This window comes from Agromyces aurantiacus (assembly GCF_016907355.1).
In the GTDB taxonomy this organism is placed as follows: domain Bacteria; phylum Actinomycetota; class Actinomycetes; order Actinomycetales; family Microbacteriaceae; genus Agromyces; species Agromyces aurantiacus.
In genome coordinates, this window is sequence record NZ_JAFBBW010000001.1 from 231541 (window position 1) to 247887 (window position 16347).

The following is a 16347-nucleotide window of genomic DNA, read 5'->3' on the forward strand; positions in this document are numbered from 1 at the left end:
CGACATCCGCTGCCCTTCGCCTTCGCTCAGCCGCCCGCGGAACCGGCGTCGGTCACGCCGACATCCGCCCGGCTGAAGTTCTGGTACGACCGCGACGCCGTCGGTCCGCGCTGCCCCTGGTACCGCGACGAGTACGCGGGCGACCCGTACGGACGCTCGCTCGGCGACGACAGCCGGAAGAAGCACAGCTGCCCGATCTTCATGCCCGGCCACAGCTTGATCGGCAGCGTCGCGACATTGCTGAGCTCGAGCGTGACGTGGCCCGTGAAGCCCGGATCGATGAACCCCGCCGTGGAGTGCGTCAGCAGGCCGAGCCGACCCAACGAGCTCTTGCCCTCGAGCCGCGCTGCGATGTCGTCGGGCAGCGTGACCGCCTCGTACGTCGACGCGAGCACGAACTCGCCCGGGTGCAGGATGAACGGCTCGTCGGGCCGCACGTCGATCAGGTGCGTCAGCTCGGGCTGGTGCTCGGCCGGATCGATGAACGGGTACTTGTGGTTGTCGAACAGCCGGAAGTACCGGTCGAGGCGCACGTCGATCGACGAGGGCTGGATCATCGCCGGGTCATAGGGCTCGAGCCTGACGCGCTCGCGATCGAGTTCGGCCCTGATGTCGCGATCCGAGAGAAGCACGGAGGCAAGCCTACCGAGGGGGCCGCGCCGGCTTGCTACGATGGTCATCGCGCATCCTCGGATGGCGCACGCCGATGTAGTTCAATGGTAGAACTTCTGCTTCCCAAGCAGACAGCGCGGGTTCGATTCCCGTCATCGGCTCCACGATAAATGCCCCGATCAGAACCATTTTCTGCACGACGTGACGCGCCTCTTCAAAACTTCCGCAAATTGCCCGCTCAGACGGACTTTCCGCCGTCGTCCCAACCGCCGGTCCTGAGCACGGGTGATGGCGAGAGCCCGCCTCAGCGATCGACCCGCGCCTCCAGCAGGCGCCGCTCGGCCTCGTTCGCCGTGAGTTCCAGGGCGCGCAGGTCCTCGGCCATCGCCTCGTCCCGACGGCCGAGGAGCCGGAGCATCCGCGCGCGCACGGCGTGCCAGAGGTGGTATCCCGTGAGGGCGCGTCCGAGCGCATCCACCTCGTCCAGTGCCGCTTGCGGCCCGTCGACCTCGGCGAGCGCCACCGCGCGGTTCAGCCGGACGACCGGCGAGCGGTCGTATGCCAGCAGCATGTCGTAGAGCGTGAGCACCTGGAGCCAGTCGGTGTCGCCGCCGTCGCGCGTATCGGAGTGGCAGGCGGCGATCGCCGCGTGCAACTGCCATCGCCCCGGGCGTCGGAGCTTCGCCGCCTTCTCGAGCACGGCCTGTGCCTCGGCGATCAGTCGGCGATCCCACCGCGCCCGGTCCTGATCGGCGAGCAGGACGAGCTCTCCGTCGACGGCGCGTGCGCCCTCGCGGGCTCGATGGAACAGCAGCAGTGCGAGCAGTCCCTGCGCCTCCGCCTCGCGCGGCAGTTCGTGTGCGACGACGCGCGCGAGCCACACGGCGTCGTCGGCGAGGTCGCGGTCCGCGGCCGCGTCTCCGCCGGCGACCAGGTGCGCCTCGTTGTACATCACGGAGACGACGGTCAGGACGATATCCAGGCGTGCGGCCCGCTCGGATCCCTCGGGGATCCGCAGGGGGATGCCGGTCGCGCCGATCTTCCGCTTGGCCCGCACGATCCGCTGCGCGACCGTCGATTCCGGGGTCAGGGTGGCTCGCGCGATCTGGGCGGTCGTGAGGCCGCAGATCGCGCGGAGCGTCAGGGCGAGCTGCGCGTCCGGGGAGATTGCTGGGTGACAGCAGCCGAACAGCAGCGGCAGTCGTTCGTCGGGCTCGCCGGTGCCGGTGCCGGTGAGCGGTGCGGCCTCGGCCGGATCGGCGAGCAGGGCCAGCTTCTCGCGGTACCGCTTCTCGCGCCGCAAGCGGTCGAGGGCATTGTGACGGGCCGCCTGCGTCAGCCATCCGCCGGGATTGGGCGGCACCCCGCGCGTACGCCACTCGCGCACGGCCTCCTCGATCGCCTCGGCGACCGACTCCTCGGCAAGGTCGAGGCTCCCGAGCCATCGGGTGAGCGCCGCCACGATCCGCGCGGACTCCTCGCGGATCACGCTCGCGAGGAGGTGGTCGGATGCCGCGGCGTCGCCCCGACCCGACTGCGCCGCCGCGCCATCCGTTCCGTTCACGGCTCGAGGCGGCGTCAGTAGACGACGATCGGGCGGATCTCGACCGCAACGCCGGGCAGCTCGAGCAGCGGCCAGGTCTTGACGATGGCGATCGCCGCGTCGAGGTCGGGCACGTCGATCACCTGGAATCCGCCGATGACCTCCCTCGCCTCCGAGAACGGCCCGTCGGCCACGACCGGCTCGTCGCCGCCGGAGCTGACCGTCGTCGCGGTGGCGACCGGCTGCAACTGGGCGCCGGACTCGGTCATCACCTCGCGGTGCGTGCCGAACCAGTCGTAGGTGCGGCGATAGGCCTGCTCGACCAGCTCAGGCGACGCCGCTGCCTCGAGTTCGGGCGTGGTGGTGAACATGATGACGTACTTCACGGTCGTGTCCTTCCGTCATGGGAACCGTTTCATCCCCACAGCGAACGGGCAAGCCCGAATTCGACACGAACCGCTTCGGAGATCTTGGTTCTCGGCCCGGTGACCCGTTGCCGTCATCGAAGCGACCGCGTCCGCCTGCATGGCGGACGCGGTCGGCTCGTCGCCGGGAGCGATCAGAACGGGTTCGTCGACGGGTCCACGATCGGGCGGACCTCGACGCCGCCGCCGGTGGCCGGGCACAGCTTGCCGATCTCGACGGCATGGTCGAGGTCGCGCGCCTCGACGACGTAGTAGCCGAGGAGGGCCTCCGTGCTCCGGACGAACGGGCCGTCCGTCACCGTGCCGCCCTTGATCGTGGTCGCGGTCGTCACGGGCGCGAGCGCCCCGCCGCCCGTGAGGGACCCACCCAGCTCGGAGACCTGCGTGGTGAACGTGGTGTGCGCGTCGACCACCGCGGCCCACCCCTCGGGCGGCATGGTCTCGTAGAACGCCGGGTCTTCGTAGATGAGAATCGCAAACTGGGACATGGAAGTGCCTCCTGCACTGTGTCGCGGGCCGGCCGGTCCGGCTCCGTCACAGTGACAGCGAACATGCGGCCGCCGAATCGACACCCAGGCCCCGAAACTCCCGTCACGGGTTCCGCACGTCACGGGGCCTGCTTCCACTCGCTCTCGGGGAATACCCCGATGGAGGCTCGGCATCGTCTCCGTAGACTGACCGCCGTCACTCGATCGAGATCGGGGGTGTGTCATCGTGGATGTCTCGAGGACCGGATCCGGCCCAACCAGAGCCGAGGCGCCCGCGCGCGCGTCCGGGATCGCCTCGATCCTCGTCGGCGCGGTCTGCGGCGTGGTCTGGGCCGCCGCCTTCCGGGCGTACATGTCCGAGATCGCGGGTGGAGGGTCGCGATTCGACTGGTACGGCACATTCGTCGCGATCCTGCTCGCCGGGGCGATCACGGGCGCAGTGCTCGGGCTGGCCGAGTACGTCCGCCGCACCGGCGGCCGTCGGCATTGGCGCTGGCTGGCCCTCGCCCCCCTCCCGTTCATGGTGCTGCCGCTGACGATGCCCGACGCGATCGTGGCCCTCATCACCATGGGCCTCGGTGGTGGCGCCGTCGCCGTCCCGCTGACCGGGATGGCCGGCGGATTCGCGGTGTCCGGCCGTGGTCCGATCTGGGCCCGGCTGGTGTGCGGTGTGCTCGCCCTCGCCGTCGTCGCCGGCATCGCGGCCTCCGTTCCCGCTGTCGGTGGCATCCGGCTGGGGCTCGACCAGCCGCGGGGCGCCTGGGTGGCGATACTGGGGGCCGGATGTGTCGTGGTGCTGTGCCTCGCGTGCTCGATCCCGTTCCGTCGAGTCGAGTCGGCACTCGGCACCTCGACCGCACGCGAGGCGGTCGAGGCCCTCGCGCCCATGCGCGACGAGACCCGGCACTGAGGAGCTTCTGCGTCCCGAGCAGACAGCGCGGGTTCCCGCGCTCCCAGCGATGTCCACCTTCAGCTCAGCACCGCCGTCGCCTCGACCTCGACGAGGAGGCCGGGCTCGAACAGCGACACCACCTCGACCAGCGTCGCGGGCGGCGCCGTGAACCCGATCTCGTCGGCCACCCGCGCCACCCCCTCCGCGAAGGCGGGATACTGCGCGACATCCCAGTCGACGACGTACACCGTGAGACGCACGACATCGCCGAACGAGGCGCCCACGCTCCGCAGCGCGTGGCCCACATTGCGGTAGGCCTGAGCCACCTGGCCCGCGAGATCGGCGGCGCCGAGCGTTCCCTCGGCGTCCCAGCCGACCTGCCCCGCGACGTGCACGTGACGCGTTCCAGTGGCGACGGCGACGTGGTGATACGCGTCCGTGGCGATGAGTTCCTTCGGGTTCGAGAGCGTGACCGTCATGAGATCCCCTTCCTGTCTGCGCGACCACGCACCTCGGGCATGGTTCGCGTATCCCCTTGATACTCGGTATCTTTGGGATACTTCAACGCAACCAGGTGAACAGGGGGATACCGCGGATGTCTCGACGAGAACTCGCTCAGCTGTCCGGCGCCCGCCGCGAGCTGCTCGACCAGCTGCTGGACAAGTGGTCGATCTCGGTCCTCGCCGTGCTGTGCGACGGGCCACAGCGCTTCAGCCGGCTGAAGTCCGAGATCCAGGGCATCACGCAGAAGTCGCTGTCGCAGGCGCTTCGGAGACTCGAGCGCAACGGCATGATCCACCGCCGGGTGATCGACACCTCGCCGGTCGCCGTGGAGTACCGCATCACCGAGCTCGGTCGCACCCTCGAAGCGCCGATCGCGATGCTGCAGGCGTGGTCCGTCGACGCCCTGCCGGCCGTGGAAGACGCACGCGATCGCTACGACGCGCACCATGACGACTCGACCGGACCGAGCGAGGCACCAGCCGCGTCGACCCTCAGGACCCGTTCGTAGCGCCCGGTCGCCTGGTCACCCGGTCACCCCGTCCCGGACATCCGGCGATTCACCCGAGTCGAGCGAGGAGTCCGTCGACGAGCGTTCGTGCGCGCTCGGATTCCGCGGCGCCACGCCACCGGACCTGGACGAGGTCGCCTCGCACGACGAGGGTGTCCATCGAGGAACCGTCGTCGAAGTGCACGCGGAGCGCCCCGTTCCTCTCCGCCGAGGCGGATCCTCCGATCATCGCGTCGTCGGCCGGCTGCATCCATCCGCCGTCGGGAACGACGAGCACCTGGATGCGATCGTCGTCCCCGAAGTCGAGGTCGCACACGGTGGATCCCGTCAGGTCGACGGCGGTGTTCGTCATCGACCGCCCCGGCACCCGATCCGGTGCGACATCGGCGCCGGATGGGCCCGCCGCGTCATCCGTGCGCCCGAGCAGCGCCCAACACCGTTCCGTGCGGTGTCGCACCTGGGGCCGAGTCGGATCGACAGGTGTCGCGCTCCCCGCGAGCTGCGGCAGCACCGCGGCCCCCAGCTCGCGGAGCGCGGCGATCGCCTGCTCCGGTGCCGACTCGATGCCGAACGCACTGATCTCGAAGAACACCTCGCCCGACAGGACCGAGAGCGTGCAGGCCACCGGGACGCCCGGTTCGCACACGACGCCCGAGGCATCGCCGAGCGTGTCATCCCACTGGTTGTGGCCGCTGCCGCTGACGTACGCCGGCCAGTAGGCAGGCCCGTGGGGCGTCGCCCGGAGGACGACCGCTGGAGCGTCACGGTGCACGGCGAATCCGTCGACGACGCTCGCCGAGGCCCAGGTGCACTCGATGCCGTTGTCCTGCACGATCACCGGATCGGGCAGGTGCGTCGGCGGTGCGGCGACCCGAGCTCCGAGGAGTCCACCGGCCGCTTCCGGATCGATCAGCGTGTCACAGCCCAGGCCCGGAAAGCCGGGCTCCGGCGGGTGCACTCCCGCGGTCGGGCTCTCGCTCGGCGGGGTCTCGCTCGGCGGGCTCTCGGCGGGTGCGGCGGTGGTGCGGCGGTCGTCCGGAACCGGCTCCGGCGTCCCGGCACAGCCGGCGAGCAGCAGGACGAGCAGTCCCGAGATTCCGGCGGCCGCGGCCCGGATCGTCGCTGCGTCGTTCGCGAGGCGCACGGGTGGTCCCTTCGGTTCGGGTCGGATCACGGAGACGCCGCGGCAGCGGCCTCCTCGCTCAGGCCGCGCTCGCACCCCGCGGCGGCAGGAGGGCGCCGTCGGCGAGCGCATGCGCGACTCGAGCGGGGTCGTACTCCGGGGTCGGGCCGCCGATGCAGAGGTTGCCGATGCCCCGCAGGAGCGAGTACGCCGTGAGCGACGTCCCCTGGGGGGCGGCGGCATCCAGGAGCTGGGCGCAGACGGGGACGAGGCGGTCGACGAAGTAGCGGTGCAGCACGGCGAAGCCCTCGGCGTCGCCGTTGAGGACGTCGGCCAGCCCGTGTTTGGTGACGAGGAAGTCGACGAAGACGTCCACCCAGGCGTGGAGCGCATCTGGGGGGCTGGAGCTCTCGCGCAGAAGGACCGATCCGGCTTCGGCCGCGGCGTCCACCTGGTGCCGGTACACCGCGACGACCAGGTCGGCGCGCGTGGGGAAGTGGCGGTACAGGGTCCCCATGCCCACGCCGGCGCGTTCGGCCACGACCCGAACCGGCGCGTGGACGCCGAGCTCCACGAACACCGCCGCGGCCGCATCGAGGAGCTGTTCCTGGTTTCGTACGGCGTCCCGGCGCTTCTCGCGGGCGGGGTCGGCGGCGATCACGGATGAATCCTCCAGTTGCTATCCGGAGCAATGCTCCGTATAGTTCCGGAGCGTCGCTCCGTTTCATTATGCCGGAGCCTGCCCCATTCGAGAAAGTGGTCCCCCATGTCCGCATCCGCCAGCATCGCCGGCTCCGTGCCCGTCGCTTCCCTCGGCGACGTCCTCGGCCCCGCCCGGCCCGTCGTCTCGGTCGCCCCAGTCGTCCTGGCTGCTCCGGATCGCGTCATCCCGCTCGAGGTGCGCGTGTCCGCGCCCGTTTCGGGGAGCAACCTCCCGGTCCTCCTGTTCTCGCACGGCAACGGGTGGTCCTTGGACGGGTACGCCCCGTTGACGGCGTACTGGGCGTCGCAGGGTTTCGTCGTCGTCCAGCCGACCCACCTGGACTCCCGCCGTCACGGCATCGGGTTCGACGACGAGCGGTTCGCGACGATCTGGCTCCGCCGGTACGACGACCTGCTCCGCATCCTCGACCAGCTCGACACGGTCGAGGGCGCCGTGCCGGGTCTCGCCGGCCGGGTGGACCGGACCACGGTCCTCGCCGCGGGCCACTCGTGGGGCGCCCAGACGGTGCAGATGCTCCTCGGCGCCCGCATCGTGGAGGCGGACGGTTCGCTGGGCGCGGACTACCGTGACGGGCGGGTGTCGGCGGGCGTGCTGTTGGCCGCGACCGGGGTCGGAGGGGACGAGCTGCACCCCTTCGCGAAGGAGAACTTCCCGTTCATGAACCCCTCGTTCGGTCAGCTGAGCGCCCCGACCCTGGTCGTCGCGGGCGATCGCGACCAGTCGAAGATGTCCAGCCGCGGCCCGGACTGGTTCACCGACGCCTACCACCGGAGCCCCGGCGCCACCGAGCTGCTGACCCTGTTCGGCGCCGAGCACTCCTTGGGCGGCATCCCCAACCACGAAGCCGCCGAGACCACCGACGAGAACCCCGAGCGCGTCGCCGTCCTCGCCCGTCTCACCGCCGCGTACCTGCGTTCGGCCGCCACGGGCGACGCCAGCGCGTGGGACCGCGCGCGCGACGCGTTCGCAGGCGATGGCGGGGTGCTCGGGCGCATCGACAGCAAAAGACGCGGGTCGTCCCCCTCGCCGGCCGTCCGCCTACGAGGTGGACGGCGGGTCGGGACGCAGCTCGTCCCCCTGAAGGCCGAAGCCCGACCCACCGGCTGAGTCGAGGCGGATCTCCCCCGGAGTCCGCCCCACCCCAACGAGTCTGAGCGCCCGCTCGGATCTCGACGAATCACCGCCCGAGGATTGACTCGGGGGCGGGAAGGTGGGAGAACGCGCGCGGAGCCGCGGCGGTCGGCGACGTGCAGACGCCGTGACGTCTCCCAGTCGCCTCCCATGTGGCTGGCGTAGCGTCGGATCATCTGCAGCGGGCGTTCGCCCGCGATCTCCGGCTGGGAAGTCGACGACCAGCTTGGACGTGCGCCCCCTCCACTCCTCCGCGCATCGGTTCGACACATCGTTCCCGGCGTGCGCATCCTCGCCCCCGGCGGCACCAGTGCGTGCTCCATGCCGCTCGTCGGCTCCGGCATCCACCGGCCGACCACAGCCGCACGCGGGCTCGCCCGCATGGGCACACAGAACTTCCGTCGACGGACGTCGTCGGCGGAGCAACGCGCGACCTGAGGTCGTGCACGTCGCAGTCGCTTCGGGCGGCGCGGCTCTACAGAAGGAAATGAATATGGCAATCGGAACCGTCAAGTGGTTCAACGCCGACAAGGGCTTCGGCTTCATCGCTCCCGACGACGGGAGCGCGGACGTGTTCGCGCACTTCAGCGCGATCGCATCGGGCGGCTTCCGGTCGCTCGATGAGAACCAGAAGGTCGAGTTCGACACGGCCCGCGGCGCCAAGGGACTGCAGGCCGAGAACATCCGCATCCTCGCGTAGCTCACCGGCGAGCGGCGCGCTCACGAGGCCAAGGGCCCGTGGCAGGCGAGGGGCAGGTCCGCACGGGCCTGCCCCTCGCGGCGTGTGCGCTCGGCGGCGTCGCGCTCACGGGCGGATGATCTCGAACCACAACGGGAAGTCGTCGAGCAGGCCGAAGATCCGCGCCACCGCGTCGGCGTCGCCGTCGATCGAGACGTCGGATGCGGCAACGAGCTCATCGAGCGCCCGGCCCCCGAACAGCGCCTCGGCGAGCGCGGCCTTCGTCGACCTGGCTGTGGCATCCGGTTCGGGATGCCGCGCCCCGGCGGTGTACACGAGCACACCGTTGCGGATCTCCAGCAGGTAGTCGAGCGGCCCGTCCGCGGCGTCCTCGACGGTCCAGGCCACCGTGGCAGCGAGGTCCCCGGCCCGCTCGGCGTTCAGCTTGATGCCCGCGAAGTCGAGGATCATCTCGGTGGTCATCGCGGCGAACACGTCGGGCGTGGCCAGCTGGATGCTGCCCAGATCGCGGACGCCGTGCCGGAGCTCGACCGCGGCCATGAGGTACTCGTTGCGCCACGTGGCGTTCTCCGCCTGGTAGCCGAGCTGCTCGAGCGCGTCGGCCTGCAGCTCGGCAGCGGCCGTGTTGCCGGGGTCGGCGAACACCACGTGCGTGAGCACCTCGGCGACCCACCGGTAGTCGCCGGCGTCGAAGGCGGCCTGCGCCTTCTCGATGACCGCTTCCGCGCCGCCCATGTACTCGACGTACCGCCGGCCGGACTCGGTGGGCGGCAGGGCGTGCAGGTGCGCGGGGTGCGAGTCGTACCATCCGAGGTACCGCTGGTAGACCGCCTTCGCGTTGTGGTTCAGCGAGCCGTAGTAGCCGTGGCTGTACCACTGCCGGTCGAGGCCCGCCGGCAGGCGCAGCTGCTCGGCGATCTCGGTCATCGTGCCGCCGAGGTTCGCGAGGCGGAGCGTCTCGTCGTGGATGAACTTGTACAGGTCGCGCTGGTCGCGGATGTACTCGCGCACGTCCTCAGTGCCCCAGCGCGGCCAGCCGTGCTGCGCCACGATCACGTCGGTCTGGTCGCCGAACAACCGGATGGTCTCGTTCAGCGTCTTCCACCACGTCGCGGCGTCGCGCACCTGGGCCCCGCGCAGCGTGTAGAGGTTGTGCATCAGGTGGTTCACGTCCTCCGCCGCGCAGAGCAGGCGCCGCTGCGGGAAGTGGACCAGGAACTCGGCGGGCGCTTCGGTGCCCGGCGCCATCTGGAACACCATCTCGACGCCGTCGATCGTGCGAGTCTCACCCGTCCGCGTGATGAGGTCGGTCGGCGGCACGAGGGTCGAGCCGCCGCCGTTCGCCAGCGCGTTCGCGAGACCCGCGTCGATATGGCCCTGCGGTCCGGGCTGCAGCATCGGCCCGTACATGTAGAGGGCGCGTCGGGTCATGGCGGTGCCGGCGTACACGTTCTCGGCCGCCGCTTCGAAGAGCATGCCCTCCGGCGCGATGACCGGGATATCGCCGGCTCCCTCCACGACCGCCCGCGATCCGCCGTAGTGGTCGGGGTGGCTGTGGGTGTAGATGACCGCGCACACGGCCCGGTCGCCTCGGTGGCGCCGGTAGAGCTCGAGCGCGGCGGCCGCCGTCTCCACGAAGGAGAGCGGATCGATCACGATCACGCCCGTTTCGCCCTCGATGAACGTGATGTTCGCAAGGTCGAGACCGCGAACCTGGTACACGCCGTCCATGACCTCGAAGAGGCCGTGGTGATCGTTCACCTGGGCGTGGCGCCAGAGGCTCGGGTGCACCGTGTCAGGCGCCTCCTCCGACTCCCCGACAAACGCGTGCGACGAGATGTCGACCACCGGCCTGCCATCGGCTGCGCGGATCACCGGGTCGTCGAGCGTGCCGATGAAGCCCCTCGCCGCATCTTCGTAGTCACGGCGATCGGAGAGCGGCAGTCCCTCCCGCGCCGCCCGGTTCGCCGCCCTCGTGTGCTCGGTCGCCGGCTTCGGTCCCGACGCTTCCCCCACTGCCATTCCCGTCCCCTGTTCCGGCCGTGCGGGATGCCGGCCCCCCAGCGCTCACGATAGCGAGGCGGTCGCCGCACCGCACGTGCCGGGACGGCGCCGGCCGATCGAGCTCGGGGGACGTACGGCATTCCCTTCCGTTCGACGCGTCGATAGATTCGATCGCGGGAGGGGGCCATGCAGAAGCCGCTGGCAGGGCTGAGTCGCCGGAACCTGGTCCGCGAGCTCACCGCCGGCGTCACGCTGCTCGCCATCGCCATCCCCCTGAACATCGGCTACGCGCAGATCGCGGGCCTTCCGCCGACGGCCGGCCTCTACGCGCTCATCCTTCCGACGGTGGTGTACGCGCTCGTCGTCTCGAGCCGGCAGGTGGTGGCGTCACCGGATGCCGCCGCCGCCGCGCTCGTGGCCTCGTCGATCGGCGGGCTCGCGGTCGCCGGCAGTGCGGACTACGCGTCGCTGGCGATGGCGCAGGCGATCCTGTGCGGCGTCATGTTCCTCGCGCTCGCCGCGTTCCGGCTCGGCTTCCTCGCGAACTTCCTCTCCAAGCCGATCCTCGTGGGCTTCGTCGGGGGCCTCGCCCTCGACATCCTGGTGAGCCAGGTGGCGAAGATGCTCGGGATCTCGATCGACTCCGGCGGCGAGTTCGTCGACAAGGTCGTCGGCCTGGTGACCGGGCTGGGCAGCGCCAGCCTGATCTCGCTCGCGATCTCCGCCGTCTCGGTGGCGATCCTCCTCGTCGGCCGCCGCGTCCTCTCCGCAGTACCGTGGGCACTCGTGGTCCTCGTGCTCGCCACGGTGATCGTCGCGATCGCCGACCTGGGCGACGCCGGCGTCGCCGTGCTGGGCGAGGTTCCCGCCGGCCCGCCGGTCCTCACGTGGCCCGTCATCGACTGGTCGATGTGGCTCGTGCTCGTCCCGTCGGCCATGGCGCTCACGCTCGTGGCGACCGGTGAGGGCCTGCTCGTCTCGCGCGCGTACGGCGAGAAGCGCGGCTATCCGACGAACCCGAACCGGGACCTGCTCGCCTTCGGCCTCGGGAACCTCGCGGCCGGCGCGAGCGCGAGCTTCGCGGTCGGCTCGTCGACGTCGCGTACCGCCGCGATGGATCAGGCGGGCTCGCGCACGCAACTGCCCTCGCTCGTCCTCGCCGCCGGGACGCTCCTGCTGCTCCTGTTCGGCACGGCCCTGCTGGCCGACATCCCGTCGCCCGCGATCGGCGCGATCGTCGCCGTCGCGATCCTCCCGTTGCTCGGCATCCGGGAGTTCATCGCATTGTGGCGGGTCGATCGCTTCGAGTTCCTCGTCGGCGCGACCTGCTTCCTGGTGACGCTCTTCGTCGGCGCGATCCCGGGCATCCTCGTGTCGTTCGTGCTCGCCCTCGTCAATCTCGCGAAGCGCGCCGCGAACCCGGCGATCGACGTGCTCGAATCGACGGGCGAACCGACCGAGTCGCTGCTCGAGGAGGCGCCGTCGGGCGCCGTCACCGCGCCCGGCGTGGTCGTGATCCGCCTGGCCGCCCCGCTCTTCTTCGCGAACAGCTCGGTGTTCGCCGACGCGGTCAAGCGCGCGGTGCGCAACGCGGATGCCGCGGGCCACGGCCCCGTGCGACACGTCGTGGTCGACATGGAAGCGGTCACCGACATCGACGTCACGGGCGCCGAGTCCTTCGAGGCCGTCCTCGCGTGGCTCACGCGGGAGCGCATCGACCTCGGCTTCAGTCGGGTGCGGCCGGGTGCCCGTGCGCGGCTCGTCGGGCTCGGACTGCTCGGTGACCGAGCGGTCTATGAGACGAATCGGGCGGCGATCGCCGCACTGGCCGGGCCTTCCGCCGACTGATCGCGAGATTCGTTCAGGTGCCGCGGTGGTTCCTGACCCGTCGAGAGTGACGAAGGGCCCTGTGGCAGTCGGCGGCGACGGGTGGAATATCTGGGAGCACGATTCTGCATCGCTCTTGGGGGTTCGAGTGGTCGAGCACGTGGTGTCCGAATACATGGTCGACCGGCCGCACTTGACCCGACGGCTCGGGGAAGCCCTCTCGTGTCCGCTCACACTCCTCGTCGCCCAGGCGGGCGCCGGGAAGACCGTCCTCCTCACCCAGTGGGTCGCGCAACATCCGTCGCTGTCGATGGCGTGGATCGATGTGGAATCCGCCGATAACGACCCGGTGCGGTTTGCCCGGCGCCTCCTTGCCGCGCTCGCGGAGGGGAAGCCGGAGGTGAGCCGTCTGGGGGCGCTCTCCGCGCTGGGAGGTACCGGACTCGGCGACCCTCTGCTGAAGGCACTGCATGAGGGGCTGCAGTCGGACTCCGATTTGGTGCTCGTGTTCGACGACTTCCACCATCTGTCGAATCGGACGTTGCTCATGGATGTGGGACGGCTCGTCGCGATGCTGCCTCCGAACGTGCATGTCATCATGTCGACGCGAGTCGATCCGCCCATCCCGTGGAGCCGGCTCCGCCTCACGAACCGGTTGATCGAGATCCGGCAGGCCGATCTCGCGATGACCCATGATGAGTCGGCAGAGATGCTGGGTCGGGTCGTCGGGCGTGATCTGTCGCCCGCCGCCACGGATCTGCTGATCGCCCGCACAGAGGGATGGGCGGCAGGCCTGCAGCTCGCCGGGATCGCAGTGAAGCTCCATACGGCTTCGGACGCGTTCATCGCCGAGTTCAGCGGAAACGATCGGCTGATCGCGGAGTACCTCACCGAAGAGGTGCTGGGGGCGATCAGTGCCGAACGTCGACGACTGCTCCTCCAGTTGGCGCCGTTGGACACGATGACCGCCGAGCTCGTCAACCACGTGCTGGAGCGCTCCGACGCCCGCCTCGTGTTCCGGCGTCTCGAGGACGAATCGATGTTCTTCGTCGGCCTGGACACCTCACGGACCGCCTTCCGATTCCACCAGCTGTTCCGCGATCTCCTGCGCTACCACCTCAGGTCGGAGGACCCGGACGAGGAGCGGCGACTGCTCGCCCGGGCCGCGGACTTCCACCTGAAGCGCAGCGAATGGGGGCCGGCGATCGAGTACCTGCTTCGCGCCGAGGACTGGGACCGCGCACTCGATGCAGTCCTGGCGTGCGGCAGCGACGTGTTCGAGCGCGGGGAGGCGGGCACCGTCATCCGATGGATCACCACCGTCCCGGAGGCGGCCAGGGAGGAACGACTCGATACCTGGCTTCAGCTCGCGATGCTCGTCGGCATGCAGGGTGAAGTCGCCCGAACGGCCGCCATGTTGCGGCGGGTCGCGAACGACTCGCGGGCGACGGTCGGTCAGCGCATCATTGCCGAGGCGTGGACGTCGGCCACCGCGCAATGGAGCGCTCGGCCCGAGGAGTGCATCCGCGCCGCCGAACGGGCGATCGCACTGCTCGATGAGCATCCCGACGCCGAGCCGCCCGATCTCATGCACCTGACCTCCCGGATGCTGCTGCGCACCCTGGCCCTCGGGTCGGGTGGACGGGCCAGGTTCCTCGACGGCGACCTGGCCGGGGCCGAGGAGTGGCTCACCGCGGCCCTGACGACGGACGGGATCTCCTATCCACCGTTCCGCGTCGGGGTGTTGGGCTCCCTCGCGTTGCTCGACGGGTGGTGCGGTCGGACCCTCGAGGCAGAACTCCTCGCCGCAGAGGCGGTGGAGACCGCTGGGATGAGCGGCCTCCTCTCCCACCCGGTCATCGCGGACGCCCTCCTGGCCCAAGCGCTGGTCGCGCGCGAACGCGCGCATGAGGACGACGCGGCGACGCTCCTCGAGGACGCGCGCGTCCGGGCAGAGGCCAACCACCGCACGCAGCTGCTGTGGATCGCGACGTTCGAGCGCGCGGCGAGGTGCGCCGCCGAGGGCCGCTTCGACGATGCCCTCGAACTCGTGGACGTCGCTCGCCACGACGCCCCGTCGGCTCCCGCGCCGGTGATCCTCGATCGACTCATCGGGCTGCGCATGAGCGTGCTCCGGCGGATGGGGCGGCCCGCCGAGGCGCTCCACCTCGTCGGTGCCGACCAGCGGTGCACTCCCACCGTTCGATTCGAGATGCATGCCGCGTCGCTCGCGCTGGGCGACACCGCCGCAGCGGCGACACTGCTCCGACAGGGCAGCGACCGCGTATCCGCGGGCCGACCACGGGACGAGGTCGGGGACCTGCTCCTGCAGGCGTGGGCGGCCGAGCTCACCGGTTCCCATGAGACGGCGCTCGGGCTCATGGGCGCGGCGCTCGATGTGGCGGAGCCCGAAGGCCTCGTGGCGATGTTCGTCGAGCCGGATGTCGCCGTCGTCCGCCTCGTCGAGGAGCTCGCCGGAGCGCGCGGCGGCCTGAGCGACGCCATCCTCACGCGGTGGGGACGCATCGCAGGCCCGCACGCCAACGCGGCACTGGCAGAACCGCTGACCGAGCGGGAACTGGAGATCCTCACCCACCTGCCCGACCATTCGACGAGCGCGGAGCTGGCGACGCTGTGCTTCGTGTCGGTCAACACGGTGAAGACGCACACCGCCCACATCTACCGGAAGCTCGGCGTGTCCGGCCGCAGCGCCGCGGTGGCGAAGGCCCGCGAACTCGGGTTGATCGCCGTCAGTCGCCCTGATCGTTGACGTGGACCACCGACTCGATCTCGACGTTGAGCCCGCGAAGCAGATCGAGCATCCCGACGAGACGGGCCTGGTCCGGAATCCAGCCCCGGAGGAGCGTGCCGTGAGCGCTGCTCGAGACGACCTCGAATCCGGTGAGCTCATCGGTGATCATCGAGCCGAGCTCACCCCGGACCACGATGTCGAACATCTCGCGGCCCATCGCTCCTCCAAGGTCCACGGCTCGGACGGTCGCGCGCACTGCGCTCGATCCGAGCGGAGCTGATCGCCCTAGATGCGTCGCCGACGGCCGGGGGTGACGGCTGCGCCGACCACCGCCGCCCTCGCGACCGGGGCGGGACCGGGTCGGACGGCGGCACCGACCACGGCCGCCTTCGCGACCGGGGCGCGAACGACGCCGACCCGTCCTACGCGTGCTGGCCTGAGCGGCATGTCATTCTCCAGTCTTCTCGAAGGCGGTTTCCGAAGCGGCCTCCAGGTCGGCCTCGAGGGAGGCGGCGATCGCCTGGATCGGGATCCGGCCGCTCGCGATCAACTGTGCGCCGGCACGGCGTGCCGCAGCGGCGAAGGGCGCAGCCCACACGTTCTCGTAGACCAGCACCCCCGCGACGCTCCCCGGATCCATCGCGTTCGCCAGGTTCTCGACGTCTTCGGCGGCGAGCAACTCCGCGAGCTCCGCCTCGAGTTCGACCAGCTCCCCGAGGTCGCCGGCATCCGACAACTCCATGGCATCGACGGTGCCCTCGTCGTCCTTGGTCAGGATGATGGCATCGACGACCCGGATCGTGCCGGCTTCCACGAGCTTGACCAGCTCTTCGGCGATCTCCCCGGTGAAGTTCTGCTGACCGGCGGGGAATTCGATGATGAGGAAGTCGACCGGACCGAGCGTGTCCAGGGAACGCTCGGCTTCGTCCTGCTCATGCTCGGTCATGACGGTTCCGTCCTCTCCTGTCTTCGACTGTCCTCCGTCGCACGGCCCCAGCGTCCTCGCAACGGCCGGTCGACACATCACCCGAAGAGGATGATTCGGGCTCGGCGGGCCTTCGCTAGCGTGTGCCCAGGCCGACGCACGACCGGGCGGTCGCGACCGACTCCATCA

16 protein-coding genes and 1 tRNA gene are annotated in these 16347 nt (G+C 70.4%); 7 read left to right on the forward strand and 10 right to left on the reverse strand.

Annotation, left to right across the window (positions count from 1 at the left end; translation table 11 throughout):
• Window positions 1-26: 26 nt before the first annotated feature.
• The gene (gene dcd, locus JOD46_RS01060) at window positions 27-632 is read right to left on the reverse strand and encodes a dCTP deaminase (protein WP_204390984.1); all 606 of its coding nucleotides are present in this window, start codon (window positions 630-632) and stop codon (window positions 27-29) included.
• A 70-nt stretch (window positions 633-702) separates the two neighbouring features.
• Between dcd and JOD46_RS01065 the strand changes: the two genes are divergently transcribed.
• A tRNA-Gly gene (locus tag JOD46_RS01065) sits at window positions 703-776 on the forward strand.
• A 140-nt stretch (window positions 777-916) separates the two neighbouring features.
• Here the strand turns inward: JOD46_RS01065 and JOD46_RS01070 are convergent.
• The 3 genes from JOD46_RS01070 to JOD46_RS01080 form a co-directional block, all read right to left on the reverse strand.
• Window positions 917-2176: an RNA polymerase sigma factor gene (locus tag JOD46_RS01070; protein WP_204390985.1), complete on the reverse strand. Its 1260-nt coding sequence runs from the start codon at window positions 2174-2176 to the stop codon at window positions 917-919.
• A gap of 14 nt (window positions 2177-2190) precedes the next feature.
• Window positions 2191-2541, reverse strand: a complete 351-nt coding sequence (locus JOD46_RS01075; RefSeq protein ID WP_204390986.1) for a YciI family protein — start codon at window positions 2539-2541, stop codon at window positions 2191-2193.
• A 173-nt stretch (window positions 2542-2714) separates the two neighbouring features.
• Complete coding sequence (locus JOD46_RS01080; RefSeq protein ID WP_204390987.1) at window positions 2715-3068, reverse strand: YciI family protein; 354 nt, start codon at window positions 3066-3068, stop codon at window positions 2715-2717.
• A 226-nt stretch (window positions 3069-3294) separates the two neighbouring features.
• Between JOD46_RS01080 and JOD46_RS01085 the strand changes: the two genes are divergently transcribed.
• Complete coding sequence (locus JOD46_RS01085; RefSeq protein WP_204390988.1) at window positions 3295-3978, forward strand: hypothetical protein; 684 nt, start codon at window positions 3295-3297, stop codon at window positions 3976-3978.
• Window positions 3979-4037: 59 nt separating this feature from the next.
• Here the strand turns inward: JOD46_RS01085 and JOD46_RS01090 are convergent, their stop codons facing one another.
• On the reverse strand, window positions 4038-4439 hold the full coding sequence (locus tag JOD46_RS01090) for a RidA family protein (protein WP_204390989.1): 402 nt from the start codon (window positions 4437-4439) through the stop codon (window positions 4038-4040).
• 116 nt (window positions 4440-4555) lie between these two features.
• Between JOD46_RS01090 and JOD46_RS01095 the strand changes: the two genes are divergently transcribed.
• Entirely contained in the window at window positions 4556-4972 is a 417-nt protein-coding gene (locus JOD46_RS01095; RefSeq protein ID WP_204390991.1) for a winged helix-turn-helix transcriptional regulator, read from the forward strand.
• Between the two features lie 49 nt (window positions 4973-5021).
• Here the strand turns inward: JOD46_RS01095 and JOD46_RS01100 are convergent, their stop codons facing one another.
• Together JOD46_RS01100 and JOD46_RS01105 are read right to left on the reverse strand one after the other, a co-directional pair.
• The gene (locus tag JOD46_RS01100; RefSeq protein ID WP_204390993.1) at window positions 5022-6116 is read right to left on the reverse strand and encodes a hypothetical protein; all 1095 of its coding nucleotides are present in this window, start codon (window positions 6114-6116) and stop codon (window positions 5022-5024) included.
• Between the two features lie 58 nt (window positions 6117-6174).
• On the reverse strand, window positions 6175-6756 hold the full coding sequence (locus JOD46_RS01105; RefSeq protein WP_204390995.1) for a TetR/AcrR family transcriptional regulator: 582 nt from the start codon (window positions 6754-6756) through the stop codon (window positions 6175-6177).
• Window positions 6757-6861: 105 nt separating this feature from the next.
• Between JOD46_RS01105 and JOD46_RS01110 the strand changes: the two genes are divergently transcribed.
• Window positions 6862-7926, forward strand: a complete 1065-nt coding sequence (locus tag JOD46_RS01110; RefSeq protein WP_204390996.1) for an alpha/beta hydrolase family protein — start codon at window positions 6862-6864, stop codon at window positions 7924-7926.
• 517 nt (window positions 7927-8443) lie between these two features.
• Complete coding sequence (locus JOD46_RS01115; protein ID WP_204390997.1) at window positions 8444-8650, forward strand: cold-shock protein; 207 nt, start codon at window positions 8444-8446, stop codon at window positions 8648-8650.
• Between the two features lie 105 nt (window positions 8651-8755).
• Here the strand turns inward: JOD46_RS01115 and JOD46_RS01120 are convergent, their stop codons facing one another.
• Window positions 8756-10672, reverse strand: a complete 1917-nt coding sequence (locus tag JOD46_RS01120; RefSeq protein WP_204390998.1) for an alkyl/aryl-sulfatase — start codon at window positions 10670-10672, stop codon at window positions 8756-8758.
• 168 nt (window positions 10673-10840) lie between these two features.
• Between JOD46_RS01120 and JOD46_RS01125 the strand changes: the two genes are divergently transcribed.
• Entirely contained in the window at window positions 10841-12502 is a 1662-nt protein-coding gene (locus JOD46_RS01125; RefSeq protein WP_204390999.1) for a SulP family inorganic anion transporter, read from the forward strand.
• Between the two features lie 127 nt (window positions 12503-12629).
• Window positions 12630-15251 carry a winged helix-turn-helix domain-containing protein gene (locus tag JOD46_RS01130; protein ID WP_204391000.1) on the forward strand — a complete coding sequence of 874 codons (2622 nt, stop codon included), beginning with the start codon at window positions 12630-12632 and terminating at the stop codon, window positions 15249-15251.
• On the opposite strand, the gene JOD46_RS01135 is transcribed toward JOD46_RS01130, so the two are convergent.
• Both JOD46_RS01135 and JOD46_RS01140 read right to left on the reverse strand, forming a co-directional pair.
• Window positions 15232-15489, reverse strand: a complete 258-nt coding sequence (locus tag JOD46_RS01135; RefSeq protein WP_204391001.1) for a DUF8691 family protein — start codon at window positions 15487-15489, stop codon at window positions 15232-15234. The genes JOD46_RS01130 and JOD46_RS01135 overlap by 20 nt on opposite strands.
• Before the next feature lie 192 nt (window positions 15490-15681).
• Window positions 15682-16179 carry a DUF6325 family protein gene (locus JOD46_RS01140; protein WP_204391003.1) on the reverse strand — a complete coding sequence of 166 codons (498 nt, stop codon included), beginning with the start codon at window positions 16177-16179 and terminating at the stop codon, window positions 15682-15684.
• Window positions 16180-16347 lie beyond the last annotated feature (168 nt).

What these genes read in the sequence shown, in the direction of transcription:
- JOD46_RS01080 (WP_204390987.1), bottom strand. Translation starts at nt 3,068, where the DNA reads ATGTCCCAGTTTGCGATTCTCATCTACGAAGACCCGGCGTTCTACGAG.
- JOD46_RS01120 (WP_204390998.1), bottom strand. Translation starts at nt 10,672, where the DNA reads ATGGCAGTGGGGGAAGCGTCGGGACCGAAGCCGGCGACCGAGCACACG.
- JOD46_RS01095 (WP_204390991.1), top strand. Translation starts at nt 4,556, where the DNA reads ATGTCTCGACGAGAACTCGCTCAGCTGTCCGGCGCCCGCCGCGAGCTG.
- JOD46_RS01125 (WP_204390999.1), top strand. Translation starts at nt 10,841, where the DNA reads ATGCAGAAGCCGCTGGCAGGGCTGAGTCGCCGGAACCTGGTCCGCGAG.
- JOD46_RS01110 (WP_204390996.1), top strand. Translation starts at nt 6,862, where the DNA reads ATGTCCGCATCCGCCAGCATCGCCGGCTCCGTGCCCGTCGCTTCCCTC.
- JOD46_RS01140 (WP_204391003.1), bottom strand. Translation starts at nt 16,179, where the DNA reads ATGACCGAGCATGAGCAGGACGAAGCCGAGCGTTCCCTGGACACGCTC.
- JOD46_RS01115 (WP_204390997.1), top strand. Translation starts at nt 8,444, where the DNA reads ATGGCAATCGGAACCGTCAAGTGGTTCAACGCCGACAAGGGCTTCGGC.
- JOD46_RS01090 (WP_204390989.1), bottom strand. Translation starts at nt 4,439, where the DNA reads ATGACGGTCACGCTCTCGAACCCGAAGGAACTCATCGCCACGGACGCG.